Origin of the sequence: Streptomyces atratus, from assembly GCF_900119365.1 — a bacterium.
Taxonomy (GTDB): Bacteria; Actinomycetota; Actinomycetes; order Streptomycetales; family Streptomycetaceae; genus Streptomyces; species Streptomyces atratus_B.
On the sequence record NZ_FPJO01000001.1, the window covers coordinates 372,369 to 397,418 of the forward strand.

23 protein-coding genes and 1 riboswitch are annotated in these 25,050 nt (G+C 69.5%); of the genes, 5 read left to right on the top strand and 18 right to left on the bottom strand.

Features of this window, described 5'->3' with window-relative positions; translation table 11 throughout:
• Positions 1-2 precede the first annotated feature (2 nt).
• Together BT364_RS01750 and BT364_RS01755 are read right to left on the bottom strand one after the other, a co-directional pair.
• Positions 3-452 carry an SRPBCC family protein gene (locus BT364_RS01750; protein WP_072483258.1) on the bottom strand — a complete coding sequence of 150 codons (450 nt, stop codon included), beginning with the start codon at positions 450-452 and terminating at the stop codon, positions 3-5.
• Positions 453-564: 112 nt separating this feature from the next.
• Positions 565-1,356 carry a metallophosphoesterase family protein gene (locus BT364_RS01755; RefSeq protein ID WP_079179305.1) on the bottom strand — a complete coding sequence of 264 codons (792 nt, stop codon included), beginning with the start codon at positions 1,354-1,356 and terminating at the stop codon, positions 565-567.
• Between the two features lie 280 nt (positions 1,357-1,636).
• Here BT364_RS01755 and BT364_RS01760 point away from each other — a divergent pair, with 280 nt between their 5' ends.
• Positions 1,637-3,433, top strand: a complete 1,797-nt coding sequence (locus BT364_RS01760) for an AMP-dependent synthetase/ligase (protein WP_072483260.1) — start codon at positions 1,637-1,639, stop codon at positions 3,431-3,433.
• An 86-nt stretch (positions 3,434-3,519) separates the two neighbouring features.
• Here the strand turns inward: BT364_RS01760 and BT364_RS01765 are convergent, their stop codons facing one another.
• Positions 3,520-4,662, bottom strand: a complete 1,143-nt coding sequence (locus BT364_RS01765) for a glycosyltransferase family 4 protein (RefSeq protein WP_072483674.1) — start codon at positions 4,660-4,662, stop codon at positions 3,520-3,522.
• A 119-nt stretch (positions 4,663-4,781) separates the two neighbouring features.
• On the opposite strand from BT364_RS01765, the gene BT364_RS01770 reads away from it, so the two are divergent.
• On the top strand, positions 4,782-6,032 hold the full coding sequence (locus tag BT364_RS01770) for a glycosyltransferase family 87 protein (RefSeq protein WP_079179276.1): 1,251 nt from the start codon (positions 4,782-4,784) through the stop codon (positions 6,030-6,032).
• Here BT364_RS01770 and BT364_RS01775 read toward each other — a convergent pair.
• The 5 genes from BT364_RS01775 to BT364_RS01795 all read right to left on the bottom strand — a co-directional run bounded on the left by BT364_RS01775 (position 6,029) and on the right by BT364_RS01795 (position 11,505).
• Positions 6,029-7,267, bottom strand: a complete 1,239-nt coding sequence (locus BT364_RS01775; RefSeq protein WP_177327997.1) for a gluzincin family metallopeptidase — start codon at positions 7,265-7,267, stop codon at positions 6,029-6,031. The genes BT364_RS01770 and BT364_RS01775 overlap by 4 nt on opposite strands.
• Before the next feature lie 16 nt (positions 7,268-7,283).
• The gene (locus BT364_RS01780; protein ID WP_072483261.1) at positions 7,284-8,315 is read right to left on the bottom strand and encodes a C40 family peptidase; all 1,032 of its coding nucleotides are present in this window, start codon (positions 8,313-8,315) and stop codon (positions 7,284-7,286) included.
• Positions 8,316-8,552: 237 nt separating this feature from the next.
• Positions 8,553-9,581, bottom strand: a complete 1,029-nt coding sequence (locus BT364_RS01785) for a C40 family peptidase (protein ID WP_072483262.1) — start codon at positions 9,579-9,581, stop codon at positions 8,553-8,555.
• A 283-nt stretch (positions 9,582-9,864) separates the two neighbouring features.
• The gene (locus BT364_RS01790; RefSeq protein ID WP_177328011.1) at positions 9,865-11,226 is read right to left on the bottom strand and encodes an NYN domain-containing protein; all 1,362 of its coding nucleotides are present in this window, start codon (positions 11,224-11,226) and stop codon (positions 9,865-9,867) included.
• Positions 11,227-11,262: 36 nt separating this feature from the next.
• Positions 11,263-11,505 carry a hypothetical protein gene (locus BT364_RS01795; protein ID WP_014156692.1) on the bottom strand — a complete coding sequence of 81 codons (243 nt, stop codon included), beginning with the start codon at positions 11,503-11,505 and terminating at the stop codon, positions 11,263-11,265.
• Between the two features lie 164 nt (positions 11,506-11,669).
• Here BT364_RS01795 and BT364_RS01800 point away from each other — a divergent pair, with 164 nt between their 5' ends.
• Both BT364_RS01800 and BT364_RS01805 read left to right on the top strand, forming a co-directional pair.
• Entirely contained in the window at positions 11,670-12,422 is a 753-nt protein-coding gene (locus tag BT364_RS01800; RefSeq protein ID WP_072483676.1) for a rhomboid family intramembrane serine protease, read from the top strand.
• Entirely contained in the window at positions 12,419-12,700 is a 282-nt protein-coding gene (locus tag BT364_RS01805; protein ID WP_072483264.1) for an Lrp/AsnC family transcriptional regulator, read from the top strand. Before BT364_RS01800 ends, BT364_RS01805 begins: the two co-directional genes overlap by 4 nt.
• Positions 12,701-12,776: 76 nt before the next feature.
• On the opposite strand, the gene BT364_RS01810 is transcribed toward BT364_RS01805, so the two are convergent.
• From BT364_RS01810 to ctaE, 6 genes are all read right to left on the bottom strand, one after another.
• Positions 12,777-14,153, bottom strand: coding sequence for an aminotransferase class V-fold PLP-dependent enzyme (locus BT364_RS01810; RefSeq protein WP_072483265.1), 1,377 nt, complete (start codon positions 14,151-14,153; stop codon positions 12,777-12,779).
• Between the two features lie 176 nt (positions 14,154-14,329).
• Positions 14,330-14,447, bottom strand: a riboswitch (SAM riboswitch).
• Positions 14,448-14,532: 85 nt separating this feature from the next.
• Complete coding sequence (gene trpD, locus BT364_RS01815; protein ID WP_072483266.1) at positions 14,533-15,597, bottom strand: anthranilate phosphoribosyltransferase; 1,065 nt, start codon at positions 15,595-15,597, stop codon at positions 14,533-14,535.
• A gap of 123 nt (positions 15,598-15,720) precedes the next feature.
• Positions 15,721-17,346, bottom strand: a complete 1,626-nt coding sequence (gene qcrB / locus BT364_RS01820; protein WP_072483267.1) for a cytochrome bc1 complex cytochrome b subunit — start codon at positions 17,344-17,346, stop codon at positions 15,721-15,723.
• Positions 17,343-18,395 carry a cytochrome bc1 complex Rieske iron-sulfur subunit gene (qcrA, locus tag BT364_RS01825; protein WP_072483268.1) on the bottom strand — a complete coding sequence of 351 codons (1,053 nt, stop codon included), beginning with the start codon at positions 18,393-18,395 and terminating at the stop codon, positions 17,343-17,345. The genes qcrB and qcrA overlap by 4 nt, the downstream gene beginning before the upstream one ends.
• Complete coding sequence (gene qcrC, locus BT364_RS01830) at positions 18,392-19,201, bottom strand: cytochrome bc1 complex diheme cytochrome c subunit (RefSeq protein WP_072483269.1); 810 nt, start codon at positions 19,199-19,201, stop codon at positions 18,392-18,394. Before qcrC ends, qcrA begins: the two co-directional genes overlap by 4 nt.
• Positions 19,202-19,263: 62 nt before the next feature.
• Complete coding sequence (ctaE, locus tag BT364_RS01835) at positions 19,264-19,884, bottom strand: aa3-type cytochrome oxidase subunit III (protein WP_072483270.1); 621 nt, start codon at positions 19,882-19,884, stop codon at positions 19,264-19,266.
• 187 nt (positions 19,885-20,071) lie between these two features.
• On the opposite strand from ctaE, the gene BT364_RS01840 reads away from it, so the two are divergent.
• Positions 20,072-20,473: a response regulator transcription factor gene (locus BT364_RS01840; RefSeq protein WP_072483271.1), complete on the top strand. Its 402-nt coding sequence runs from the start codon at positions 20,072-20,074 to the stop codon at positions 20,471-20,473.
• Between the two features lie 57 nt (positions 20,474-20,530).
• Here BT364_RS01840 and BT364_RS01845 read toward each other — a convergent pair whose 3' ends face one another.
• From BT364_RS01845 to ctaC, 4 genes are all read right to left on the bottom strand, one after another.
• A complete protein-coding gene (locus tag BT364_RS01845; RefSeq protein WP_072483272.1) occupies positions 20,531-21,787 on the bottom strand; it encodes a L,D-transpeptidase in 1,257 nt (418 codons plus the stop codon).
• A 117-nt stretch (positions 21,788-21,904) separates the two neighbouring features.
• On the bottom strand, positions 21,905-22,303 hold the full coding sequence (locus BT364_RS01850; RefSeq protein ID WP_072483273.1) for a cytochrome c oxidase subunit 4: 399 nt from the start codon (positions 22,301-22,303) through the stop codon (positions 21,905-21,907).
• Entirely contained in the window at positions 22,300-24,036 is a 1,737-nt protein-coding gene (ctaD, locus tag BT364_RS01855; protein ID WP_072483274.1) for an aa3-type cytochrome oxidase subunit I, read from the bottom strand. The genes BT364_RS01850 and ctaD overlap by 4 nt, the downstream gene beginning before the upstream one ends.
• Positions 24,033-24,995 carry an aa3-type cytochrome oxidase subunit II gene (ctaC, locus tag BT364_RS01860; RefSeq protein ID WP_072483275.1) on the bottom strand — a complete coding sequence of 321 codons (963 nt, stop codon included), beginning with the start codon at positions 24,993-24,995 and terminating at the stop codon, positions 24,033-24,035. The genes ctaD and ctaC overlap by 4 nt, the downstream gene beginning before the upstream one ends.
• Between the last annotated feature and the right edge of the window lie 55 nt (positions 24,996-25,050).

The window sequence follows — 25,050 nt, forward strand, 5'->3', positions numbered from 1 at the left end:
GGTCAGGCCTTCGGGACGGACTCGACGCGCTTCTTCAGGCCGGCCAGGGCCCGGTCGATGATGACCTTCTCCGCCTTGCGCTTGATCATGCCGAGCATCGGGATCTTGACGTCGACGGTCAGCCGGTAGGTGACCTCGGTGCGGTCGCCGTCGCCGAGCGGGGCCAGTGCGTAGGAGCCGTCGATGGCGCGCAGCATCTGGGACTTGACGAGGGTCCAGCTGACCTCGTAGTCGCCGATCCAGGTGTAGGCGAGCGTGTGGTCGTCCTTGATCGCTCCGGCGTCGAGGACGAGGCGGACCTTCTCGGCGCGGCCGTGGTCGTCGGTGGAGAGGACCTCGGCCTCCTTGACCTCGCCGGTCCACTCCGGATAGCGGGCGAAGTCGGCGATCACTCCCATGACGTCGGCCGGCGCCGCCTCGATCGTGATGCTCGAGCTGGTGTGTTCAGCCATCGCCGTGGCTCCTCCAGTGCGGTGTACCGGTGCGTCGGCAGAGGCCTGCCGTCAGAAGGCTATCGCGTGCGCGCGGCACCTCGTCCCAGGGTCCGGTGCCGGTGCGGTGCGGTCACCATTCCAGGGCCCAGGGCCTGCCGGTGGACGCGAAGTGACCGACGTTCACACACTCGGTGGCGCCGATCCGCATCCGGCGGACCAGCGGCTGGTGGACGTGGCCGAACAGGGCGTACCGGGGGCGGGTCCGGCGGATGGCGTCCAACAGGGCCCGGCTGCCGCGCTCGAAGCGGCGCGCCACGGTGTCGTAGGTCAGCTCCGGCACCTCGGGCGGGATGTGGGTGCAGAGCACGTCGACCGGGCCGATCGCCTCGATCTTCGCCGCGTACTCCTCGTCGTCGATCTCGTACGGGGTCCTCATCGGGGTCTTCAGGCCGCCGCCGACGAAGCCGAAGACCCGGCCGCCGATCTCGACCCGTTCGCCGTCCAGGACGGTGGTGCCGGGGTGTGCGTACTCGGGCCACAGGCCGGGGACGTCGACATTGCCGTAGGTGGCGTACGTCGGTGTGGGGAAGGCCGCGAAGAGTGCGGCGTACTGCTTGCGCACCGCCGAGACGATCGCGGCGTCGCGGTCCACGCCCTCCCACAGGCCGCGGCCGAACTCGCGGGCCTCCTCGAAGCGGCGCGCGGTGCGCAGCGCGACGATCCGGTCGGCGTTCTCCACACCGAAGAGGTCGGGGAAGATGCCGCGCGAGTGGTCGGCGTAGTCGAGGAAGAGCACCAGGTCACCGAGGCAGACCAGCGCGTCGGCGCCGTCCCCGGCGCGGGCCAGCGCCTCGGCGTTGCCGTGCACGTCGCTGACCACGTGGATGCGCGTGCGCTGTCGGGTGCTGTCTCCGGCTCGCATGACGATCACCCTAGGACCCCGCCGGTCACCTGGGTAGAGGCCGCCGGACCTGCGAATATCGTCGTCCGGTCACGCGGGTGGACTACTGTGCGCCCAAGGATCACCGTTGTGTGTGACGCATGAGACATCTGACCGGAACCCCCTATCGGGAACCGAGTACTGGTGGGTAACGTCCGGGCAGTCCAGTCGTGCTCACCCCACTGAGCGCCTGCCAATCTTGGACCGCAGCCGGTGCGTCGCACAGAGCCGTGGCACCGGAGCCCGATGAGGAGCAGCAGTCTTGCGCGAGTTCAGCCTTCCGGCCCTGTACGAGGTCCCCTCGGACGGCAACCTGACGGATCTCATCCGCCGCAATGCCGCTCAGCATCCCGATGCCGCGGTGATGAGCCGCAAGGTGGGGGGCGCGTGGACCGATGTCGACGCCACGCAGTTCCTGGCCGAGGTCAGAGGCGTCGCCAAGGGTCTGATCGCCGCGGGCGTCGAGGCCGGTGACCGGGTGGCCCTGCTCTCGCGCACCCGCTACGAGTGGGTGCTGCTCGACTTCGCGATCTGGAGCGCCGGCGCGGTCACCGTCCCGGTGTACGAGACCAGCTCGCCCGAGCAGATCCAGTGGATCCTCGGTGACTCCGGCACCGCGCTGTGCCTCGTGGAGTCCGAGGCGCACCAGGCCTCCGTGGTCTCCGTCCAGGCGGACCTGCCGGACCTGAAGGGCATCTGGCAGATCGAGGACGACGCGATCCGCCGGCTGACGGCGATCGGGGAGGACGTCTCGGACGAGACGCTGGACCTGCGGATGGCGAGCGCCAAGGCGGACGACCCGGCCACCATCGTCTACACCTCGGGCACCACCGGCCGCCCCAAGGGCTGTGTGCTCACGCACCGCAGCTTCTTCGCCGAGTGCGGCAACGTGGTGGAGCGGCTGAAGCCGCTCTTCCGGAGCGGCGAGTGCTCCGTGCTGCTCTTCCTGCCCGCCGCGCACGTCTTCGGACGGCTGGTCGAGGTGGCCTCGGTGATGGCCCCGATCAAGCTCGGCTGCGTACCGGACATCAAGCACCTCACCGATGAACTGGCCTCGTTCCGGCCGACGTTGATCCTCGGCGTGCCGCGGGTCTTCGAGAAGGTCTACAACGCGGCGCGCGCCAAGGCGCAGGCCGACGGCAAGGGCAGGATCTTCGACAAGGCCGCGAACACCGCGATCGCGTACAGCCGCGCGCTGGACACCCCCCAGGGCCCGCCCCTGGGCCTGAAGCTGAAGCACAAGATCTTCGACCGGCTGGTCTACGGCAAGCTGCGCGCGGTGCTCGGTGGGCGCGGCGAGTACGCGATCTCCGGCGGCGCGCCGCTGGGCGAGCGGCTCGGCCACTTCTACCGCGGGATCGGCTTCACGGTCCTGGAGGGCTACGGCCTGACCGAGACCTGTGCGGCCACCGCCTTCAACCCGTGGGACCGGCAGAAGATCGGTACGGTCGGCCAGCCGCTGCCCGGTTCGGTCGTGCGGATCGCGGACGACGGCGAGGTGCTGCTGCACGGCGAGCACCTGTTCACCGGCTACTGGAACAACGAGGCGGCGACGGCCGAGGCGCTGGCCGACGGCTGGTTCCACACCGGTGACATCGGCACGCTCGACGAGGACGGCTATCTCACGATCACCGGCCGCAAGAAGGAGATCATCGTCACGGCGGGCGGGAAGAACGTCGCTCCCGCGGTGATCGAGGACCGGATCCGGGGCCACGCCCTGGTCGCCGAGTGCATGGTGGTCGGCGACGGACGGCCGTTCGTGGGCGCGCTGGTCACCCTGGACGAGGAGTTCCTGGGCCGCTGGGCCGAGGAGCACGGCAAGCCGTCCGGCTCGACGGCCGTGTCGCTGCGCGAGGACCCGGAGCTGCTGGCCGCGGTGCAGCGGGCGGTGGACGACGGGAACGCGGCCGTCTCCAAGGCGGAGTCGGTGCGCAAGTTCCGCATCCTGGACTCGCAGTTCACCGAGGAGGCGGGCCACATCACGCCGTCGCTGAAGCTGAAGCGGAACGTGGTGGCGAAGGACTTCGCGGACGAGATCGAGTCGATCTACCGGGGCTGACCCGGCAGTCGATCTACCGGGGCTGACCCGGTATCCGTACGCGAGAGGGCCCGCACGGCGTGTGCAGGCCCTCTCGCGTACGTGGCTCAGAGCAGCGCCCGGAGCCGTTCGGCGAGCAGGTCCCAGCGCCACTTCTCCTCGACCCAGGCCCGGCCCCGCTCCCCCATCCGCTGCCGCAGCTCCGGGTCGTGGAGCAGGGTGACGATCCGGTCGGCCGTCTCCTCCACGCTGCCGCCGCGCACCACCCACCCGGTCTCGCCGTCGAGCACCGCGTCGGGCGCGCCGCCCGAGTCGCCCGCCACCACCGGCAGACCGGTCGCGGAGGCCTCCAGGAAGACGATGCCGAGCCCCTCCACGTCCAGGCCGCCCCGGCGGGTGCGGCACGGCATGGCGAAGACGTCGCCCGCGCCGTAGTGGGCGGGCAGCTCCTCCCACGGCACCGGTCCGGTGAACCGCACGGACTCCTCGACCCCGGTCTGAGCGGCCAGCCGCTTCAGCTCCTTGGCGTACGGTCCGCCGCCGACGATCAGGAGCACCGCGTCCGGCACCTGCGCCAGGATCGCGGGCATCGCGAGGATCAGCGTGTCCTGGCCCTTGCGCGGCACGAGCCGTGACACACAGACGACGACGGGCCGGTCCGCGAGGCCGAGCCCGGCCCTGACCCGGTCCCCGCCCGATCCCGGGTGGAAGGTCTTCTCGTCGACGCCGGGCGGCAGTTGAGCCATGAGCGCCGCGGCCCCGGGGCTGAGCGCGGGGGCGATCCGGGAGCGGGTGTACTCCCCCAGATAGGTGATCGTGTCGGTGCCCTCGCCGATCCGTCGCAGCAGCTGCCGGGCCGCGGGCAGCTGGGCCCAGCCCGCCTCGTGCCCGTGGGTGGTGGCGACCAGACGGCGGGCGCCTGCCCTGCGCAGCGCCGGTGCCATCAGCCCGAGCGGGGCCGCGGCTCCGAACCAGACGGAGGTGCAGCCGTGTTCGCGCAGCAGCCGTACCGCGCGCCGGGTGACCCGCGGGGTCGGCAGCAGCATCGTCGTCGGGTCGCGCACAACGGTGAACGGCTGCTCGGCGTCGAAGGCGGCGGTGGCCGCGACGCCTTCGGCGGTCCGCTTCCAGGTGGAGGCGTAGACGACGATCCGTCCGGGGTCCAGGCGCAGCGCCATGTTGTGCAGAAACGCCTGGATGCCGCCGGGGCGGGGCGGGAAGTCGTTGGTCACGATCAGGGTCTTGTCCATCCCGGCCGACAGTACCGGGCGGTCCGGCCCCGATGGCTCCCGCACCGGCCGTGCGGGCATCATGGCCCCTCGTACCACCGCACAACGACCGACGAATGACGGATACGGATGAGGCGTTCATGACGGGATCGACCGGCGCACGGCTCGCCGCCGCAGCGGTGTGGGCCCTGACCAGGGTCGCGCTGCTGCTCTTCGTCACCAAGGTGATCACACTGCCCGGCCCGGACGTGACCAGTGACGTCTCGGTGATCTACCACGGCTGGTCCGAGGTCCTGAAGACCGGTACGTATCCGGAGTCCGACGTCACCTGGCAGTACCCGCCGCTGGCCGCGCTGGCCATCCTCTCCCCCGCGCTGCTGCCGTTCCTGGACTACGCCTCGGCCTTCTTCGTCCTCGCGTTCGTGTGCGACGGGCTGGTGCTGGCGCTGCTGCTGTACGCGGGCCGGGGCGGCGGCCGGTCGGTGGCGGGCGCCTGGGTGTGGGTGGCGGGGGTGCCGCTGCTCGGCACGACCGCGTACGCCCGTTACGACGTGATGGTCACGGCGGTGGCGGTGGCGGCGCTCCTGGCGGGGCTGCGGCATCCGCGGGTGATGGGGGTGCTGGCCGCCGTCGGTGCGCTGCTGAAGGTGTGGCCGGCACTGATCCTGGCCGGTACGGCGCGCGGCCGGCGCACGCGGCTGGCGTGGACGGCCGCGGCGGTGACGGCGGCCGGGCTGCTGGTGGGGTGCGCCGTGGCGATGCCGGGGGCGCTGGCCTTCCTCGGCGCCCAGCGCGACCGGGGCACCGAGGTCGAGTCGCTGGGCGCGCTGATCTTCCATGTGGCGCGGCAGTTCGGCTGGCAGGGCCGGGTGGAGCTGCACTACGGCTCGATGGAGTTCCTGGGTCCGCACGTGCCGCTGGTGAGCACGCTCGCCCTCGGTCTGTCCGTGCTCGCGTTCGGCTGGCTGCTGGTGTGGCGGCTGCGGGCCCGTGACTTCGGCGCGAGCACTCCGGCGGACGCGGCGTTCGCGGCGGTGCTGCTGTTCACGACGACGAGCCGGGTGATCAGCCCCCAGTACATGCTGTGGCTGGTCGGTCTGGCGGCGGTCTGCCTGGTCTTCCGCGACAGCCGGATGGTCCTGCCGGCCGGTCTGGTGCTGCTGGCGACGGGCATCACCCAGTGGGAGTTCCCGCTCGGGTTCACACACGTGGTGACCAGCGACGCGACCGGCGTGACGCTGATGTTCCTGCGCAACGGCCTGCTGGTCGCGGCGACGCTGATCGCCTGCCGCCGGCTGTGGCGACGGACGGTTCCCGGGGCGGCGCGCGACGACCGCGGGTCCGCCGTGCGGCCCGGTCCCGGCCGGGAGGCGGAGCCGGTCGGCTCCTAGCCGAGCCCGGAGCGCAGATGCTCCCGCCAGAGCGCGGTGAAGTCCTGCGGGGTCGTGTCGAGCACCTCGTGCATGGCCTGCTCCACCGCTCCGTCCCGCCCCCGATGCCCTCCGACGGCCCGGTAGAAGGCGAACAGCTTCTTCTCGCCCCAGTGGTCGGCGATCAGCGCGCAGGCCGCCCAGCCGCCCTCGTACGCCCTCGCCAGGCGCGCGGGGTCGCCCGCGAAGCCGAAGTCCTCGTCCGCGGGAAGCTCGGCGGGCAGGTCGCCGCGCCGGACGGCGTCGGCGAGTTCGGGCGCGATCCGTGCCGGGGTGCGGTCCTCGGAGCGGTAGGCCGCCCAGTCCGCGAAGCCCTCGGAGAGCCAGGCCGGGGTCGCGGCGGAGGTGCGGGCGCGGGTGGCGACATGGGTGGTCTCGTGGGTGAGCACGATCCGCTGCCCGAAGGTGCCGAGCGTGCCGTACGCCTGCGGGTTGACGATCACCCGGTCGGCGGGGGTCCGGCCCGTGCCGCCGGTCTGCCCGGTGGTGACGGCGGCGATGCCCCGGTAGTCCGCCGCCGTGCCCAGCAGCTCCGCCATGTCGTCCACCGTGCGCGGTACGAGCAGCACCACGCGGCCCGCCCAGTGCTCCGGCCAGGCGCGGGAGACGGCGGGCACCGCGCGGTCCGCGGTCCGGGCGATGGCGCGCAGCTCCTGTCCGGTGCGGCCGACGCCGAGCACGAGGCTGTGCGTCCCGTGCACCACCCGTACGTCGCCCTGCTGCCAGAGCAGGCGGGCACCGTCCCCGCCGGCCCGGTCCCCGACGACGTACCAGCGGCCGTCCGCCCGGTCCCGTCTCAGGTCGAGCACCCGGTCCGCGGCGACCGGAGCGGCGTCGTAGTCCTTGATCCGGTAGCGCAGCTCGACCTCGGCGGTGGCCCGGTCGGCGCCCTGCCCGGTCACGTCGTGCAGACGGTACGTCCATGAGCCGAGCGGTACGTCCGCGAGGTTGGCGAGCTCCCGGCGCTCGGCCGTGCGCAGCCCGGTGGCCCCGGGGTCCGTCGTGGCCAGGAAGGCGTCCGTGTCGTGGTCGAGCACGGCGGCGGCCCGGCGGTCCAGCGTGGCGCGGATGCCCCGGGCGGTGGCCCCGGGAGCGGCGTCGTCGTCGGGGGCCGCGCAGCCGGAGACGAGCAGCAGCCCGGCGAGCAGCGCCCCCGCCGCCCGCCGCCCGCCGTGCCGTCCCCGCCTGCCATTCACCCGATCGAGGGTACGGTCAGACGCGGGTGACCGACGAGACGGGCATCATGCCGACGGGGTCGTAGCGCACCGGGGCCCCTGGGTACGGGGCATGGATCACCTGGCCGTTGCCGACGTACATCGCGATGTGGCCGGCGTCCGCGCGGTAGACGACCAGGTCTCCGGGGCGGGCCTCGGAGAGCCGCACCATGTGTCCCGCGTACCGCTGGGCCTGCGAGGTCCGCGGCAGGCTGACCCCAGCCTGGGCGTACGCCCACTGCATCAGCCCGGAACAGTCGAATCCGGCCGGCCCGTTGGCCCCCCAGATGTACGGGCGGCCCAGCGCCTGCCGGACCGCCGCGACGGCCACCGCCGCGCGTGCGGAGCCGGCCGGCAGATCGGCCGTCGCCGGGAACGCGCCGTCGCGGCCGGAGCGCGAGGCCCGCTCGAACTGCGCCCGGTCGGCGCCGGGCAGCGTGGCCAGCAGCTTCCTGGCCTCGGTGATCTTGCGCTCGACGGTCCGTTTGTGCCGGGTGGCGGCCGCCCGGTTGCGCTCCAGCTCGGCCAGCGCACGGTCCGCCTCCGCGCGGGTCTGCGCGAGCCCGCGCTGGACCTGCTGGAGCTGCCGCAGCTCGGTGGCCTGGAGGCCGGTCAGCCGCTCCAGCACGGCCGCCCGGTCGAGATAGCTGTCCGGGTCGGAGGAGAGCAGCAGGGCGAGCGAGGGGTCGATACCGCCGGAACGGTACTGCGCGCTCGCCGCCGAACCCAGCGCCGTACGCATCCGGTTGACCTGTTCCTGGCCGCGGGCCGCCCGGTCCTGGGCCCGGTCGAACTCGCCACGCAGCCGGTCGGCGTTCTCGCCGGCCTTGTTGTACTGCTCGGTGGCCCGCTCGGCCTGGGTGTACAGCAGGTCGATCCGGGCCTTGGCGGTCCGGGGCGCGCCCTGCGGGTCGGCGTTCGCGGTGGCCGCCCCGAGGGTGGCGGCGACGGTCGCCGCCGCGGCCGAAAGAACGGTGGCCCGGACGCTCAGGTTGAGGCCGGACTGTGTGGAACGGCGATGGGACACCACAGGACGCCGCACTCCCTTCCGCTGTACGCAGACGCGCGCAGCCCCTGCCGCCCGGGGCGGGCGGACCGACGACCGGGAGCTGCACAGCAGGCAGACAGTAGTCGGACGATCACGGAGCGACGAACGGCCACACCGGAGGGAGGGGCGGCGAATACGGCGACGCCCCGCCGGTGACCTGTGGTCTCCGGCGGGGCGGACTGTCTGCGAGGGCGCGGGAATTCGCCCGTTCGGGCGTCGTCAGCCGACGCGCACGCCGAACTGGAAGCTGCCCATGGTGTCCATCGACTCGAAGCGGACGACCGTGCCCGTGTACGGGGCGTGCAGGACGGTGTTGTTGCCCGCGTAGAGGCCCACGTGAGAGGTGTTGTTGAAGAAGACCAGGTCGCCCGGCTTCAGCGCGCTGCGCCCGATGCGGGCACCATCGTTGACCTGGGTGTACGTGACCCGGGAGATCTGGACGTTGGCCTGGGCGTAGGCCCACTGGGTCAGCCCGGAGCAGTCGAAGGATCCGGGGCCGGTGCCACCGCGTTGGTACGGCTTGCCCACCTGGGTCTTGGCGGCGTTCAGTGCGGCGGCACCCCAGGCGGAGGCGGGGAGTTCGTTGCCCAGGTCGACGCGGTCGCCCGCGGAGCGGCTGGCGCGCTGCTGGTCCTCGCGCATCTTCGTGCGCTCGGCGGTGGTCATCGAGTTGAGCAGGCGCTGCGCCTCGGCCAGCTTGTTCTGGAGCTTCTTCTTCTTCTCGCCGAGCGTCTTGCGTACGTCCGCGAGGTCACCGAGCTTGTCCTGGGCCTCCTTGCGCTGCTGCGCGAGGACCCGCTGCTTCTCCTGGATCTTCCCCAGGGCCTCGGTCTGCTTGGCCGTCAACTGGTCGAGGGCCGAGGCCTCGTCGAGGAAGGTGTCCGGGTTGGACGAGAGGAAGAGCTGCACCGACGGGTCGATGCCGCCGGAGCGGTACTGCGCCGCGGCGAGCGAACCGAGGCCGTTGCGGAGCGTATTGATCTCCTGCTGGCCGCGGGCCACCTTGTCCTGCAGCGCGCCGACTTCCTTCTCCAGCTTCTGCTGCTTCTCCTTGGCGCCGTAGTACTGCTCGTTGGCCTCGCCGGCCTCGTGGCCGATCTTCTCGACCTTCGCCTTGACCTCGCTCTTGGAGGGCTTCGGGTCGGCGTGGGCCGCCTGGGAGGTCAGGGCCACGGCTGCGGCGGCGGTCGCGGTGAGCACGGTCACACGGGCGCGGCTCGGCTGCTTGGGACGACGGTGGGACGCCACGGAGGCGAGCTCCTTCTTCCTCGAGCCGCCTACCGGGCTGTGGGGGATCGGATCCCCGGCTCCGTGCATGTCACGGACTCGGCGGTGCCTTCACCGTCACCCCGGGTGGGTGATCAACCGTGCGAAGGTTCGAGGCCCGACCCTAGTGACCAACTTGTGATCAGTTCAAATCCTCACCCGAAAAATCTCATCACGGGCTGCACTTCTTTACCCACGACACACAGGGTGTAGCCGAGACTTGACGGTCCGTTCCCCGATTTCCGCCGAGACCCGGCAAGTGCCACTAGACGCGCGAAAGGCGCTTCAGGAGCAAGGCGGACGCAACGGGCCTGGCGCCCGCCTTCGCCACTCCGTCGGCGACTTCGCGGTCGGTGGAGACCACGACGACGGGCCTGCCCGGAGGTTCGGCGCGCGCCAGCTGGCGGATGAGCTCGTCGGCGGTCACCCCGGGCTTGCTGAACAGCACCCGGACCCCGCGCGGCGGCGCGAGCAGCACCGGGGCCGCCAGCTCGGCGCCGTCGAAGACACAGGTCATCTCGGCGCCGGTCTGTGCCGCGAGCACCGAGAGTCCGCCCAGCAGTCTCAACCGCTGCTTCTCCAGCGGGAGTTGCGGATAACCGGTCTTGGTGACGTTGTAGCCGTCGACGATCAGATGCGCCTGCGGCAGCGCGAGCAGCTGGTCGAGCAGGGCCGGGTCGGTCTCCGAAAGGGCCCTGGCTGCAATGTCCTTGGGCGACATGCGGCCCGGCTCGACCGCGTCGACGCCGTCGGCGGGGCGGATCGAGGAGGGCGGCAGGGCCAGTTCGCGGCGGAGCCCGCTCGCCGCGTCGAGCACCGTGTCCAGCAGCAGCCGCAGCCGCATGTCCTCGACCGAGCGGCCCTCCCTGGCGGCCCGGCGGCCCGCCTCCACGGACGCCTCGGCCTCCCCCAGCCGCGCCTTGAGCCGACGGCTCTCGCTCTCGGCCGCGGAGACCTGGGCGGCCGCCTCGGACCGTACGGCGTCGGTCTCGGCCCGGCTGCGGCGCAGCGCGGCCTCACCACGCCTGACCTCGTTGACGGCGCTGCGCAGCTTGCGCTGAAGGGATTCGGCCTCCTTGCGGGCCGCCTCCAGCTCGCCGCGCAGCCGCTCCGTCTCGCTCTTCGTCTGCGAGCGGGCCCGGACGAGCTCCTCGCGCAGCCGGTCCAGCTCGCGGCGGCTCTCCTCGTCGGCGCGCTCGGCGTCGGCACGCTGGGCCTCCTCGCCCGCGGCGGCGACCAGCTTCACCCAGCCCGCCGGGCGCAGCACATAGGCCACCGCGGCCACATCGACGGGATCGGCGGCGGCGGGCGGAGCACCGGCCTCCAGGGCGGCGGCCAGCTCCGACTGCCCCTCCTTGAGCCGGTCGCCGATGCGCTGCCGGAACAGCGCGTCGCCCTCCAGGGCGGCCGCCATCGCGTTCCCGGCGAACTTGGCCCGCCGGGTCGGGGTGAAGCGGGCGTACTGCCGCAGCTGGGCGGGGAGTTCGGTGACCGTCAGGCCGCCGAACGCGTCCGAGACCAGAGCGACGACCCGCCGCCGTACACCTTCGGGCAGCGGGCGGTCGAGCGCCTCGACGGCGTCGCCGGCCGCCTCGGCCGACTCGGCGCCGCTCTCGGGCTGCTCCACCATCCGTCACCCCAAATGTCTATGGGCGCGGCTCCGTCAGGAGTCGGCACCCGGCCTGTCCACCAGTTCGATCTGGTCCACCGCATTGCACCAACGGCAACGCACCGACTCGATGGTCTCACTGACCACCTCGCGTTCCTCGACGCTGGACTCACCGGCCAGGTCGAGATGGACGTATTCGACGACCTTCGAGGAGCGCGTCACGTCGAAGCGCGTGAGATTTCCGCAGAGCGTGCAGCGCCAGCGAGTCCCGTCGGTCGGCTGGGGAACCGTCGTCATCGTTGCGTCCTCTTTCGTCGAGCCTCGTGCTGCCTTGCCTTCAAGGATCTCGCGGTGCGCCGTCGAACTGCGGATGTCCTGCCGTAACCCTACGGCCTTGCCATGTCCCCCCGACACGGCGAGGCGGTCTGTCCCGTTCCCTCCGCTTGCGTCATGCTCTGTTCATGATCGATCGGCGAGCTGTGACCGGCAGGCTGACCGGCGGGCTGCTACGGACGGTCGCCTCGGGCGGACCGCTGGTGACCCATGCCCTGATCACGGTCTGCGTCCTGGTCTTCGTGATCAGCCCGCTCTCCGGCCTCGCCCCGGTGCCCGGGACCGCCGATGCCCTGCTCGCCGCCCAGGCCGGGTACTTCGAACGCTGGGGCGTGATCCCCGGTGAGCTGTGGGACGGCTCCGCACACGCCCTGCTCACCCCGCTCACCGCCCTCTTCGTCCACGGCAGCTGGCTGCACCTGCTCGGCAACGTGCTCTTCCTGTACGTCTTCGGGGCGATGACCGAGGAGCGCATGGGCCGGCTCGGGTTCACCTTCTTCTACGTCATCTGCGGCTATCTCGCCCTGGTCGCCTACGCGGCCGCCCACGCCACCTCCGACCAGACGCTGGTGGGCGCGTCGGGGGCGATCTCGGCGGTGCTCGGGGCGTTCCTGTACCTGTTCCCCAGGGCCCGGGTCACCAGCCTGTTCCCGTTCCTCTTCTTCCTGCCGCTGCGCTTCCCCGCCTGGATCGTGCTGGTCTTCTGGTTCGTCCTGCAGTGGCTGGCGGTCCAGGGCGCGGGCGACGGGGGGCCGGGGGTGGCCTATCTGGCCCATGTGGTGGGCTTCGCCCTGGGCTTCGTCTACGCCTGGGGGCGTTTCCGGCGTACGGATAGAGTGAAGACACCAGCCACGGCCACCGAGGGAGAAAGCCAGCCGTGATCACCGCGATCGTGCTCATCAAAACCAGCGTGGACCGTATTCCCGAGATCGCCGAGGCCATCGCGGCGCTGGACAGCGTCAGCGAGGTCTTCTCGGTCACCGGTACGTACGACCTGATCGCCATGGTCCGGGTGGCCAGGCACGACGATCTGGCCGACGTCATCCCCGGCCGGATCAGCAAGATCCCCGGCGTCGAGGCCACCGACACGCATGTGGCGTTCCGTACCTACTCGCAGCACGACCTGGAGGCCGCCTTCGCCATCGGCCTCGACGCGTAGGCACGTCTTCACGGCGTGACACTTCGGCGGGGGACGGGCTGGGCTGCCCGTCCCCCGCCGAAGTGCTGTGTGCCTGTCAGAGCTGCGCCGCGCCCCGGTCCGGGACGCAGCGGCCGTCCTCGGTGCGGTACTTCCACTGGGCGCCCTTGCTCACCAGCTCCTTGACCGCGCGGACGAAACGCTCGATGTGCTCGTCCGGCGTACCGGCGCCGAAGCTCACCCGGATCGCGTTGAGTGAGAGCTCTCCCGGTTCGGCCTCCGGCGCGCCGCACTCGCCGACCTCCTGCGGGTCGCTGCCCAGCAGGGTGCGGACCAGCGGGTGGGCGCAGAACAGACCGTCGCGGACCCCGATGCCGTACTCGGCGGAGAGCGCGGCGGCGAAGTGCGAGCTGTTCCAGCCCTCCACCACGAAGGAGATGACGCCGACCCGCGGGGCGTCGTCGCCGAACAGCGAGAGCACCTTGACCTCGGGGATGCCGGCGAGGCCGGCCCGGACCGTGCTCACGAGATGCTGCTCCCGGGCGACCAGGCCGTCGAAGCCCGCCTCGGTGAGCGCCTTGCAGGCGGAGGCGATGGAGTAGACGCCGATGACATTGGGGGAACCGGCCTCGTGGCGGGCGGCGGTGGAGTGCCACTCGACGTCCACGCCGCCGTCGGTGCGGCGGGCCACCTTGCGCGAGGCGCCGCCGCCCGCGAGGTAGGGGTCGGCCTCCTGGAGCCAGTCGGCCCGGCCGGCCAGGACACCCGAGCCGAAGGGCGCGTACAGCTTGTGTCCGGAGAAGGCGACCCAGTCGACGTCCAGCTCGGCGATGTCGACGGGGTGGTGCGGGGCGAGCTGCGCGGCGTCCAGCACGATCCGGGCACCGTGCGCGTGCGCCGCGGCGGCCAGCTCCTTCACCGGCCACAGCTCGCCGGTGACATTGGAGGCGCCGGTGACGCAGACCAGCGCGGAGCCGTAGGGCTCTCGGTCGGCGAGCGCGCGCTCCAGCGTCTCGACGGCCTGGGCGGGGGTGCGCGGGGCGTTCAGGTAGGTCACCCGGGCGTCGCGCCACGGCAGCAGCGAGGCGTGGTGCTCGGTCTCGTACACGAAGACCTGGCAGTCGGCCGGGACGACCGCGGCCAGCAGGTTCAGCGAGTCGGTGGTCGAGCGGGTGAAGATCACCTGGTCGTCGGCGCGGCAGCCGAGGAACTCCGCGACGGTCGCGCGGCTGTTCTCGAAGAGGTCCGTGGAAAGCTGCGAGAGGTAGCCGGCCCCGCGGTGGACGCTGCCGTAGTACGGCGCGTACGCGGCGACATCGTCCCAGACGCGCTGGAGGGCGGGGGCGCTGGCGGCGTAGTCGAGAGCGGCGTAGGTGACCTCACCACCGGTGACCAGCGGAACCGTCACATCCTTGCCCAGAACCGACAGAGGGGCACAAAGCGACTGGTCGGCGGCAGCGGTGAAGACAGACATGGCGAACTCCCGTAAGAGGCAGGCGAATTGCATGCGCCGGCGAATACGCGGCAGCGCAGCAGAAGAGAAAAGAGGGGGGGTGCGGAGGAGGGCCGACGGCCCTATCGCATTCGCGTGCTCACAAGAGACTCCCTAGGGACCAGGACCCCGGGGGTTGGCATTCACAGATGCCGAGGGGCCCGCGCTTGCCGCAGACCTCGCTGCCCACGGCCTGGTCTTCACCCGGGGCACCCCGCCACGGACGGAGGGTTGCCGGACAGCGGGCCGGGGCCGTAGTCGCTGTCACTCATGACCTGCCCAGCATCTTGCCATACGTACGAAAACGCGCAAGGCACAGTCCAGGATCCGGACTGCGCCCTGCGCCACATCTGCGCCTGTCTCAGGCGTTGCTGGCCGCCACCCAGCGCTCCAGCGCGCGCGTCGCCGCCCCGGAGTCGATGGACTCGGCGGCCTTCGCCATCCCGGCCGCGAGCTGCTCGTTCAGCGTGCCGTCCGCCGCGTCCAGCGCCACCAGCGCCGCCGCCGAGTTGAGCAGCACGGCGTCACGCACCGGCCCCCGCTCGCCGGCCAGCACCCGGCGGGCCACATCGGCGTTGTACGAGGCGTCCGCACCACGCAGGGCCTGCACGGGCACCAGCTCAAGACCGACGTCGCGCGGGTCGAACGCCTCCTCGCGCACCGCTCCGTCCCGGACCACCCAGACCCGCGAGGTCGCGGTCGTCGTCAGCTCGTCCAGACCGTCGTCGCCGCGGAAGACCAGCGCCGAATTGCCGCGCCCGGCGAGGACACCGGCGACGATGGGCGCCATCTTCAGGTCGGCCACACCGACGGCCTGGGAGCGCACCCCGGCCGGGTTGGTGAGCGGCCCGAGGATGTTGAACGTGGTCGGCGCGCCGAGCTCCTTGCGGGCCCTGGCGACGTACCGCAGGGCGGGGTGGAATTTCACCGCGAAGCAGAAGGTGATGCCCGCCTCCTCGGCGACCTCGACGACCCGCTGCGCGGAGAGGTCCAGGTTGACGCCGAGTTTTTCCAGCACATCGGAGGAGCCGCTCGCCGACGAGGAGGCGCGGTTGCCGTGCTTGACGACCTTGGCGCCGGTGCCGGCGATGACGATCGCCGACATGGTGGAGATGTTGACGGTCTTGGCGAGGTCGCCGCCGGTGCCGACGATGTCTACCGTGCGGCCGGGTACGTGGATGGTGTTGGCGTGCTCGTACATCGCCCGTACCAGGCCGGACACCTCGTCGATCGTCTCGCCCTTGGCCCGCAGGGCCACCGCGAATCCGGCGATCTGCACATCGGTCGCCTCGCCGCTCATGATGCGGTCCATCGCCCACGCGGTGTCGTCGGCGGTGAGGTTCTCGCCGCGCAGCAGGGGATTCAGCACGCCGGGCCAGGTACGGTCCGCCACGCTGTCGCCGCCGATCGGGGTCACAACGTTCATGGTCCGCTCCTGGGTCCACAGCCGGTAAAAGGGATCGCCTCCACCCTATCGAGCACCGTGGACAGCGAAGAGCCCCGTCCATCGAATGGACGGGGCTCCTGCTGTGGCGATCAGTTCAGGCGATCAGTGGTGACCGTGGCCGCTGGTGATCTCCTTGTACTCCTCGGCGGTGGGCTTGGCGATCTGGTTGTTCTCGCCGAAGTAGCCCTTGCTGAGCCGGGCCCGCAGCTTCTGCAGGGCCGACACCTTGCGCTCGACACCGTTCTCGTCGACCGTCGGGCCGATCTCGACCGGCTTGTACTGCTCGTGCGCGGTGAGCGTGTGCAGCTGCTCGGGGCCGAGCGGCTCGTGGATCTCGACGAACTCACCGTGCGGCAGGCGCTTGATGATGCCGGACTCGCGCCCGTGCAGCACCTTCTCCTTGTCGCGGCGCTGGAGGCCGAGGCAGATCCGCCGGGTGACGACGAACGCGATGACCGGGCCGACGAAGATGAAGATCCGGACGAACCAGGAGATGGCGTTCAGCGACAGGTGGAAGTGCGTGGCCCACAGGTCGTTGGCACCGCCGATGAAGACGACGACGTACTCGGTGATCCAGGCGACGCCGAAGGCCGTCCGGGTCGGGGCGTTGCGCGGGCGGTCCAGGATGTGGTGCTCGCGCTTGTCCCCAGTGATCCAGGACTCGACGAACGGGTAGACGGCGATGATCCCGAGCACCAGTCCGAAGGCCATCAGCGGGATGAACACACCCAGGACGAGCGTGTGGCCCCAGAGGTTGATCTCCCAGCCGGGCATCACTCGGATCAGACCCTCGGCAAAGCCCATGTACCAGTCGGGCTGGGCGCCGGTGGACACCTGGTCCGGACGGTACGGGCCGATGTTCCAGATCGGGTTGATCGTGGCGATGGCCGCGATGATGGCGATGATGCCGAAGACCAGGAAGAAGAAGCCACCGGCCTTCGCCATGTACACCGGCATCAGCGGCATGCCGACGACGTTCTTGTTGGTGCGGCCGGGTCCCGCGAACTGCGTGTGCTTGTGGTAGAAGACCAGGATCAGGTGCGCCACCAGCAGACCGAGCATGATGCCCGGCAGCAGCAGGATGTGGATCGAGTAGAACCGGCCGACGAAGTCGTGACCGGGGAACTCTCCGCCGAACAGGAACATCGAGATGTACGTGCCGACGATCGGCATCGACAGGATCGCGCCCTGGGTGAAGCGGACACCCGTACCGGACAGCAGGTCGTCCGGGAGCGAGTAGCCGGTGAAGCCGGTGAACATACCCAGCACGAACAGCAGGAAGCCGAACAGCCAGTTGATCTCACGCGGCTTGCGGAACGCCCCCGTGAAGAAGACGCGCATCATGTGCACGAACATGCCGGCCAGGAAGATCAGCGCGGCCCAGTGGTGGATCTGGCGAACCAGCAGACCACCGCGGACGTCGAAGCTGATGTCCAGCGTCGAGGCGTAGGCCGCGGACATCCGGATGCCCTGCATCGGCTCGTACGAGCCGTGGTACACGACCTCGCTCATGCTCGGCTCGAAGAACAGCGTCAGATACACACCCGTGAGGATGATGATGATGAAGCTGTAGAGCGCGATCTCCCCGAGCATGAAGGACCAGTGGTCCGGGAAGATCTTGCGCATGTTGGCCTTGGCCAGGGAGTAGATCCCGAGCCGGCCGTCCGCCCAGTCGGCCACCCGCTCACCGGCGGGCGCCTTGCGCTGTGTGTCGGTCGCAGTACTCATCCGCGCTCCCAGAAGGCAGGACCGACGGGCTCTTCGAAGTCACCGAGCGCTTCGAGGTTACCCTCGGCGTTCACACCGATCCGCAGCTGCGGAAGGGCGTGACCGGCCGGACCGAAGATGACACGGGCGCCGTCGGAGAGGTCGAAGGTGGACTGGTGGCACGGGCAGAGCACATGGTGCGTCTGCTGCTCGTACAGGCTGATCGGGCAGCCGACGTGGGTGCAGATCTTGGAGAAGGCCACGATTCCCTCGTGGGCCCACTCGCGCTCGCGCTTGTCCTTGATGTTGTCCGGCTCGATGCGGATGATCATCAGCGCGGCCTTGGCGATCTGGTTCTGGAAGTCGTGCGCGTCCTCCTCCAGGCCCTCGGGCATGGCGAAGGTGAGCGAACCGACGGCGACGTCCTCGGGACGCAGCGGCTCCATCGTGTTCATGTTGATGAGCTGCTTGCCCTTGGCCCACAGGGTGTTGCGGAGCTTCTTCTCCGGCAGCGGACCGAGGTCGCGCAGCAGCATCACACCGGAGAGCGGCACCAGGGCCAGCGCGCCGAACATGGTGTTGCGGATCAGCTTGCGCCGTCCGAACGCGGACTCCTCGGCACCCGCCGCGAAGTCCGCCAGGACCTTCGCCTTGACCTCGGGCTCGGCCTCGATGGCGTGCCGGTCGTCGGCGACCTCCACGTCGGACATCAGCGTGCGCGCCCAGTGGACGGCGCCGGCGCCGATCGTGAAGAGGGCCACGCCCAGGGTCAGACCCAGGGAGAAGTTGAGCGCGCTCACGTGGCCGAAGGGCCAGATGTACACGATCTTGTCGACCGGGAAGATGACGTACGAGGCGATGAAGCCGACCGTCGCCAGCATGGACAGCGTGAACATGAGCGCGACGGTGCGCTCGGAGCGCTTCGCAGCCCGTTCGTCGATGTCCTGGATGCGCGGCTTGTGGGCCGGCAGCCCCGGGTCGGCGAACGGGTCGTCCGCGACCTCTACCGCGCCGTGCGCGGGTGCCTGCTCAGCAGGCAGTTTCTCGTCTGGAATCTCTTGGCTACTCATGACTTCTTGGCCTTAGCGGTGTGGGCCGCGACCCAAATGGCAACTGCGATCAGTGCGCCGAGCCCGAAGACCCAGGCGAACAGCCCCTCGCTGACCGGCCCCAGGCCACCCAGCTTCAGACCACCCGGGTTCTCCGACTGACCGCTGTTCACGGTCTGGATGTACGCGATGATGTCCCGCTTCTGCTGCTCGGGCATCGTCGTGTCCGGGAAGGACGGCATGCTCTGCGGGCCGGTCTGCATGGCCTCGTAGATGTGCTTCGGGTCCACGCCTTCAAGGCTGGGCGCGTACTTGCCGTTCGACAGCGCACCGCCCTCGCCGGTGAAGTTGTGGCACTGCGCGCAGTTGCTACGGAACAGGTCGCCACCCTTGGCGATGTCCGCACCATCAGGGCTGACCTGGCTCTTGTTCGGAGTGATCGGGCCGGCGCCGAGCGACGCGACGTACGCCGCGAGCTGGTCGATCTGCGCCTGGCTGTAGATGACCTTCTTCTTCGGCACCTGGGCGCCCGGCTGCTGCGCCGGCATACGGCCCGTACCGACCTGGAAGTCAACGGCGGCGGAGCCCACGCCGACCAGGCTCGGCCCGTCGGTGGTGCCCTGACCGCCGGTTCCGTGGCAGCTGGCGCAACCGACGGAGTACAGCTTCTTGCCCTCATCGATGGCGAGGGACTGGGCGGTTTCGTCGGCCTGCGCCTTACTCGCGGGCGCAAACGCGGCGTACAGCCCCCCAGTGGCCGCCAGCGCGAGGAGTAGTACGACGACCGCCGCCAACGGATGGCGTCGTCGTGCGGAGAGCTTTTTCACGGATTACCCCGGTGTCAGGATCTTCTGCGTCGATGCTGGATGTGGTTCGGGTTCGAACCCGGTTACTTGATCATGTAGATCGTGGCGAAGAGGCCGATCCACACGACATCGACGAAGTGCCAGTAATAGGACACGACGATGGCGGCGGTCGCCTGTTCGTGGGTGAACCTCTTGGCTGCGTACGTCCTGCCCAGAACGAGCAGGAAGGCGATGAGACCGCCTGTCACGTGCAGACCGTGGAAGCCGGTGGTCAGGTAGAACACCGAGCCGTACGGGTCGGAGGACAGCGAGAGACCCGCTTCCTTGACCAGTTCGGTGTACTCGAGGACCTGGCCTCCGATGAAGATCGAGCCCATCACGAAAGTGATAATGAACCAGGTGCGGAGCTTCTTCACATCACCTCGCTCCGCGGCGAAGACGCCGAGCTGGCAGGTGAGTGAGGAGAGCACCAGGATCGTGGTGTTCGTCGCCGAGAACGGGAAGTTCAGGTGCTCGGCCATCTCCTTCCAATGATCCGGTCCCGTCACCGATCGCAGGGTGAAGTACATCGCGAAGAGGGCCGCGAAGAACATCAGCTCGGAACTCAACCAGATGATGGTTCCGACGCTGGTGAGGTTCGGTCGATTGACCGACGGGTGCGCGTGCCCGGTTTCTACTGTCGTTGCTGTCGCCACGACCGACATTATGTCGGTCGCTTATCCCGCCCTCACCCCGGGGGGTGCCGTTCGGTGTGTCAGCCGGGTGTGTCCTCCCCGAACGGCCCATGGAACCGCTGTCCCGAGCAGTGCTGACTGACCGTCGGGCGGAGTACGATCCGCGCATCGGTTCATGCCCGGAAAGCCCCGAAGACACAGATGTCACGGAGGAACAATGCAGCCGACCGCCACGGTCCTGGTCTACAGCGACGACGCCAACACCCGTGAGCAGGTGAGGCTGGCAGCCGGGCACAGGCCTGCGGCCGATGTGCCACCGGTGCAGTTCCTGGAATGCGCCACCCTGCCCGCCGTCCTGGAGGCGCTGGACCGCGGCGGCGTCGACGTCTGCGTGCTGGACGGCGAGACGGCGCCCGCGGGCGGCATGGGCGTCTGCCGGCAGATCAAGGACGAGATCTTCCGCTGCCCGCCGGTGCTGCTGCTGATCGGGCGCCCGCAGGACGCCTGGCTGGCCACCTGGAGCCGCGCGGACGCCGCGGTGACCCTGCCGGTCGAACCGGTCGAGTTCGCGGACGCCCTGGCCGCCCTGCTGCGCACCAGGGACTGCGTGAACGCCTGAGTCCCGCCGCGGCCTCGTCCGCGGTCCCGCTGAGGGGCAGCGCACTCCCCGGTCCGGTCAGACCTCGGGGCGCAGTCGCGCCGCCTGGATCGTGTCCGTACGGTCCGGCGTGGTGTTCTTCTGCAGGGCGCTGCCCTTCAGCCATTTGGCCCAGGACAGGTTCCAGTCCCCGTAGCCGTTGTCGAACGGCGTCATCGTCTCGCCCTCGCTGCCCACGACCGTGACGATGTCGCCCGGCCGCACGATGTTGTAGAACCACTCGGCCAGGCTGGTGCTCATGCCCGTACAGCCGTGACTGACGTTCGCGTACCCCTGCGAGCCGGTGGACCAGGGGGCGGCGTGCACGTACTCGCCGCTCCAGGTGACGCGCGTCGCGTAGTAGACCGGCAGGTCGTACGAGTCGGAGGAGCCCTCCGCGATGCCGATCGTCTCCCCGCGCATACGTACGTAGTACTCCTTGCCCAGCACGACCTTGACGCCGTTTCGGGTGGAGAAGCCGGGCTTGCCGGTGGTGACCGGAATGGTATTGATCACTTTTCCGTTCCGCTTGACCGTCATCGAGTGCGCTGCGGCGTCCGTGATGGCCTCGATGCGGTCCCCCGTGGTGAGCCTCAGCGGCTTCGTGGGGGCGCCGTAGAGGGCGTCGGTGACCTTCACCCCGGCCAGGCCGCTGGTGACGTCGATGGTGGCCCTGGCGGGCCAGTAGTCCTTGGGGCGGTAGTGCAGGGTCTTGTCGTCGACCCAGTACCAGGAGCCGGACACGGCGGGGGTCGAGCGGACCCGCAGGGCGCGCTCGACGTTGGCCCTGGACGCCTTGTCCTTGACCGGAGCGCTGAGTTCCGCCGTGATGGGCTGTCCGACGCCGTAGGTGCCCGCCTGAGGGCCGAAGGCGACCTTGAGGAACTTCTTGGCGGAGGTGGTCCCGAAGGAGAGCGTACGGCTGCCCGGGGCGCCGTCGTCGTCCTCCACGCTGACCCGGACGGTGTACCGGGTGCCGGCGGCGAGCGGGACGGTGGAGTGCCACCGCTTTCCGTCGACGTCGAGTTCACCCGCCAGGTGGCGGCCCGTCGTGTCGACGGCCGACACGTCCGTGATCCGGCCGTCGTCGTCGACGACGGTGACCTCCAGCGGCTTGCCGGGGTCGACCTTCTCGTCGCCGTCGGACGCGTTGGTGGAGATCGCGTCCACAGCGTCGTACGGCTTCTCCGCCAGCGGATGGCCGTCGGACCCGCCGCAGGCGGTCACACCTGCGACCAGGCTCACGACCAGCAGAGTGCAGCTCACTACGGGGCGGATGCGCGGCGTGTGGTTCATGCACCCACGCTATGAAGATTCATCCGTTTCAGCGCGCGGGATGACTGCGAACGGGGGACCCGCGCTCCTCTCGGTGGAGAAGTGCGGGCCCCCCGTCAGGTGGAGCGGAACGCTATGTCACTGGGTGCGGTTCTCACCGCGGTAGTACTCGAAGACCCAGCCGAACAGACCGATCAGGATGATCGGGGCCGAGAAGTAGAGCAGCCACCAGCCGAAGATGACCCCCATGAAGGCGAGGGCACCGCCGACCGCCAGCGAGAGCGGCTGCCAGCTGTGCGGGGAGAAGAACCCCACCTCGCCGGCCTCGTCCGCGACATCGGCTTCCTTGTTGTCCTGCGCCATGGCGTCGACCCGCTGGGCCGTGAAGGCCAGGTAGAAGCCGATCATGACGCTCAGCCCGAAGGCCAGGAAGAGTGCGGTGGTACCGACCGGCTCCTTCGACCACACGCCGTACGTGATGGCCATGGCCAGCATGAAGACGCTCAGCCAGAGGAACATCTTGCCCTGGATCTTCACTTGCCGGCCTCCTTGCCACCAGCGAGGGCCTTGTCATCCTCGGAGTGGTGCTCCAGCTGCTCGAGCGCCGAGATCTCCGGGTGATGCAGGTCGAACGCCGGGGATTCGGAACGGATCCGCGGCAGGGTGAGGAAGTTGTGCCGCGGAGGCGGGCAGGAGGTCGCCCACTCCAGCGAGCGGCCGTAGCCCCAGGGGTCGTCGACCTCGATCTTCTTGCCGTACTTGGCGGTCTTCCACACGTTGTAGAAGAACGGCAGCATCGACAGGCCGAGCAGGAACGAGGAGATCGTCGAGACCGTGTTCAGCGCGGTGAAGCCGTCTGCGGCGAGGTAGTCCGCGTAACGGCGGGGCATGCCTTCGGCACCGAGCCAGTGCTGCACCAGGAACGTGCCGTGGAAGCCCACGAACAGTGTCCAGAAGGTGATCTTGCCGAGCCGCTCGTCCAGCATCTTGCCGGTGAACTTCGGCCACCAGAAGTGGAATCCGGCGAACATCGCGAAGACCACGGTGCCGAAGATGACGTAGTGGAAGTGCGCGACGACGAAGTACGAGTCCGTGACGTGGAAGTCCAGCGGGGGCGACGCCAGGATCACGCCGGTCAGACCACCGAAGGTGAAGGTGACCAGGAAGCCGACGGCCCAGAGCATCGGTGTCTCGAAGGACAACGATCCCTTCCACATCGTGCCGATCCAGTTGAAGAACTTCACACCGGTCGGTACCGCGATGAGGAAGGTCATGAACGAGAAGAACGGCAACAGCACACCGCCGGTGGCGTACATGTGGTGCGCCCACACCGTCACGGAGAGGCCTGCGATGGCGATCGTCGCGCTGATCAGACCGATGTAGCCGAACATCGGCTTGCGGCTGAAGACCGGGATGATCTCACTGACGATCCCGAAGAACGGCAGCGCGATGATGTACACCTCTGGATGGCCGAAGAACCAGAAGAGGTGTTGCCAGAGCAATGCCCCGCCATTGGCCGCGTCGAAGATATGCGCACCGAATTTACGGTCCGCCTCCAGCGCGAAGAGCGCGGCGGCGAGAACCGGGAAGGCCAGCAGGACCAGCACACCGGTCAGCAGGACGTTCCAGACGAAGATCGGCATGCGGAACATCGTCATGCCGGGAGCGCGCATGCAGATGATCGTGGTGATGAAGTTGACCGAACCGAGGATCGTACCGAAGCCGGAGAAGGCCAGACCCATGATCCACATGTCGGCGCCGATACCCGGCGACCGGACCGCGTCCGAGAGCGGGGAGTAGGCGAACCAGCCGAAGTCCGCCGCACCCTGGGGGGTGAGGAAGCCGGCCACCGCGATGAGGGAACCGAAGAGGTACAGCCAGTACGCGAACATGTTCAGCCGCGGGAACGCCACGTCGGGCGCGCCGATCTGCAGCGGCATCATCCAGTTCGCGAATCCGGCGAACAGCGGCGTCGCGAACATCAGCAGCATGATCGTGCCGTGCATCGTGAACGCCTGGTTGAACTGCTCGTTCGACATGATCTGCGTGCCGGGACGGGCCAGTTCGGCGCGCATGAAGAGCGCCATCAGACCGCCGATGCAGAAGAACGCGAACGATGTGACCAGGTACATCGTGCCGATCGTCTTGTGGTCAGTGGTGGTCAGCCACTTGACGACGACGTTTCCCGGCTGCTTCCGCCGGACCGGCAGCTCGTCCTCGTACGAGTCGTCTGCTGCCGCGGCACCCTGAGGTTCGTTGAGGATGCTCACAGTTTGTTCGTCTCCGCATTCCTGGCCGGGTCAGTCTGCTCGATACCGGCCGGCACGTAGCCCGTCTGGCCCTTCTCCGCCAGCTCCTTGAGGTGCGCCTGGTAGCGCTCCGGGGAGACGACCTTGACGTTGAAGAGCATCCGGGAGTGGTCGACGCCGCAGAGCTCGGCGCACTTGCCCATGAAGGTGCCCTCCTGGTTCGGAGTGACCTCGAAGGCGTTGGTGTGGCCCGGAAAGACGTCCTGCTTCATGAGGAACGGCACCACCCAGAAGGAGTGGATGACGTCACGCGAAGTCAGAACGAAACGGACCTTCTCGCCCTTCGGCAGCCACAGGGTCGGACCCGGGTTGCCGTTCTGCGGGTTCCGCGTTCCCGGGACGCCGAAGTCGTAGACGCCTTCCGCACCCTTGGGGAAGTCCTTCTGGAACCGGTTGGGGATGGCGTCGAGCTCCTTGGGGATCTCATTGCCCGTGGCGGCCGAGCCGTCCACGTTCTCGATGTAGTTGAAGCCCCAGCTCCACTGATAGCCGACCACGTTGATGGTGTGGGCAGGCTTCGGAGAGAGCGAAAGGAGCTTCGATTCATCGCGCGCGGTGAAGTAGAACAACACCGAGACGATGATCAGAGGGACCACTGTGTACAGCGCCTCGATGGGCATGTTGTACCTGGTCTGCGGAGGAACCTCGACCTTGGTGCGACTGCGCCGGTGGAAGATGACGCTCCACAGGATCAGGCCCCAGACCAGCACGCCCGTGGCGAGCGCTGCCGCCCACGAGCCCTGCCAGAGGGAAAGGATCCGTGGTGCCTCTTCTGTTACCGGCGTGGGCATACCAAGGCGGGGGAAATCCTTGTATGTGCAACCGGTTGCGGTCGCCAGGATCAGGCCCGCAGTCAGCACCTGCGGCAGCTTCCGCCGCATCGGGCGCCGCGACGAGCGGTCGGAGCCGTTGGGACTCACGTAGCGCCTTCCCGAGAGTCTCGCCCGCGCGGTCGGCGCGGCCGTCTTTCTGGTC

Bases quoted from the DNA above. Each gene is read 5' to 3' on its own strand.
- BT364_RS01840 (WP_072483271.1), top strand. From the start codon at position 20,072: ATGCAGCCGACCGCCACGGTCCTGGTCTACAGCGACGACGCCAACACC.
- BT364_RS01765 (WP_072483674.1), bottom strand. From the start codon at position 4,662: ATGGACAAGACCCTGATCGTGACCAACGACTTCCCGCCCCGCCCCGGC.
- BT364_RS01845 (WP_072483272.1), bottom strand. From the start codon at position 21,787: ATGAACCACACGCCGCGCATCCGCCCCGTAGTGAGCTGCACTCTGCTG.
- BT364_RS01770 (WP_079179276.1), top strand. From the start codon at position 4,782: ATGACGGGATCGACCGGCGCACGGCTCGCCGCCGCAGCGGTGTGGGCC.
- BT364_RS01755 (WP_079179305.1), bottom strand. From the start codon at position 1,356: ATGCGAGCCGGAGACAGCACCCGACAGCGCACGCGCATCCACGTGGTC.
- ctaE (WP_072483270.1), bottom strand. From the start codon at position 19,884: ATGTCGGTCGTGGCGACAGCAACGACAGTAGAAACCGGGCACGCGCAC.
- BT364_RS01795 (WP_014156692.1), bottom strand. From the start codon at position 11,505: ATGACGACGGTTCCCCAGCCGACCGACGGGACTCGCTGGCGCTGCACG.
- BT364_RS01800 (WP_072483676.1), top strand. From the start codon at position 11,670: ATGATCGATCGGCGAGCTGTGACCGGCAGGCTGACCGGCGGGCTGCTA.
- qcrB (WP_072483267.1), bottom strand. From the start codon at position 17,346: ATGAGTACTGCGACCGACACACAGCGCAAGGCGCCCGCCGGTGAGCGG.
- qcrA (WP_072483268.1), bottom strand. From the start codon at position 18,395: ATGAGTAGCCAAGAGATTCCAGACGAGAAACTGCCTGCTGAGCAGGCA.
- trpD (WP_072483266.1), bottom strand. From the start codon at position 15,597: ATGAACGTTGTGACCCCGATCGGCGGCGACAGCGTGGCGGACCGTACC.
- BT364_RS01750 (WP_072483258.1), bottom strand. From the start codon at position 452: ATGGCTGAACACACCAGCTCGAGCATCACGATCGAGGCGGCGCCGGCC.
- BT364_RS01810 (WP_072483265.1), bottom strand. From the start codon at position 14,153: ATGTCTGTCTTCACCGCTGCCGCCGACCAGTCGCTTTGTGCCCCTCTG.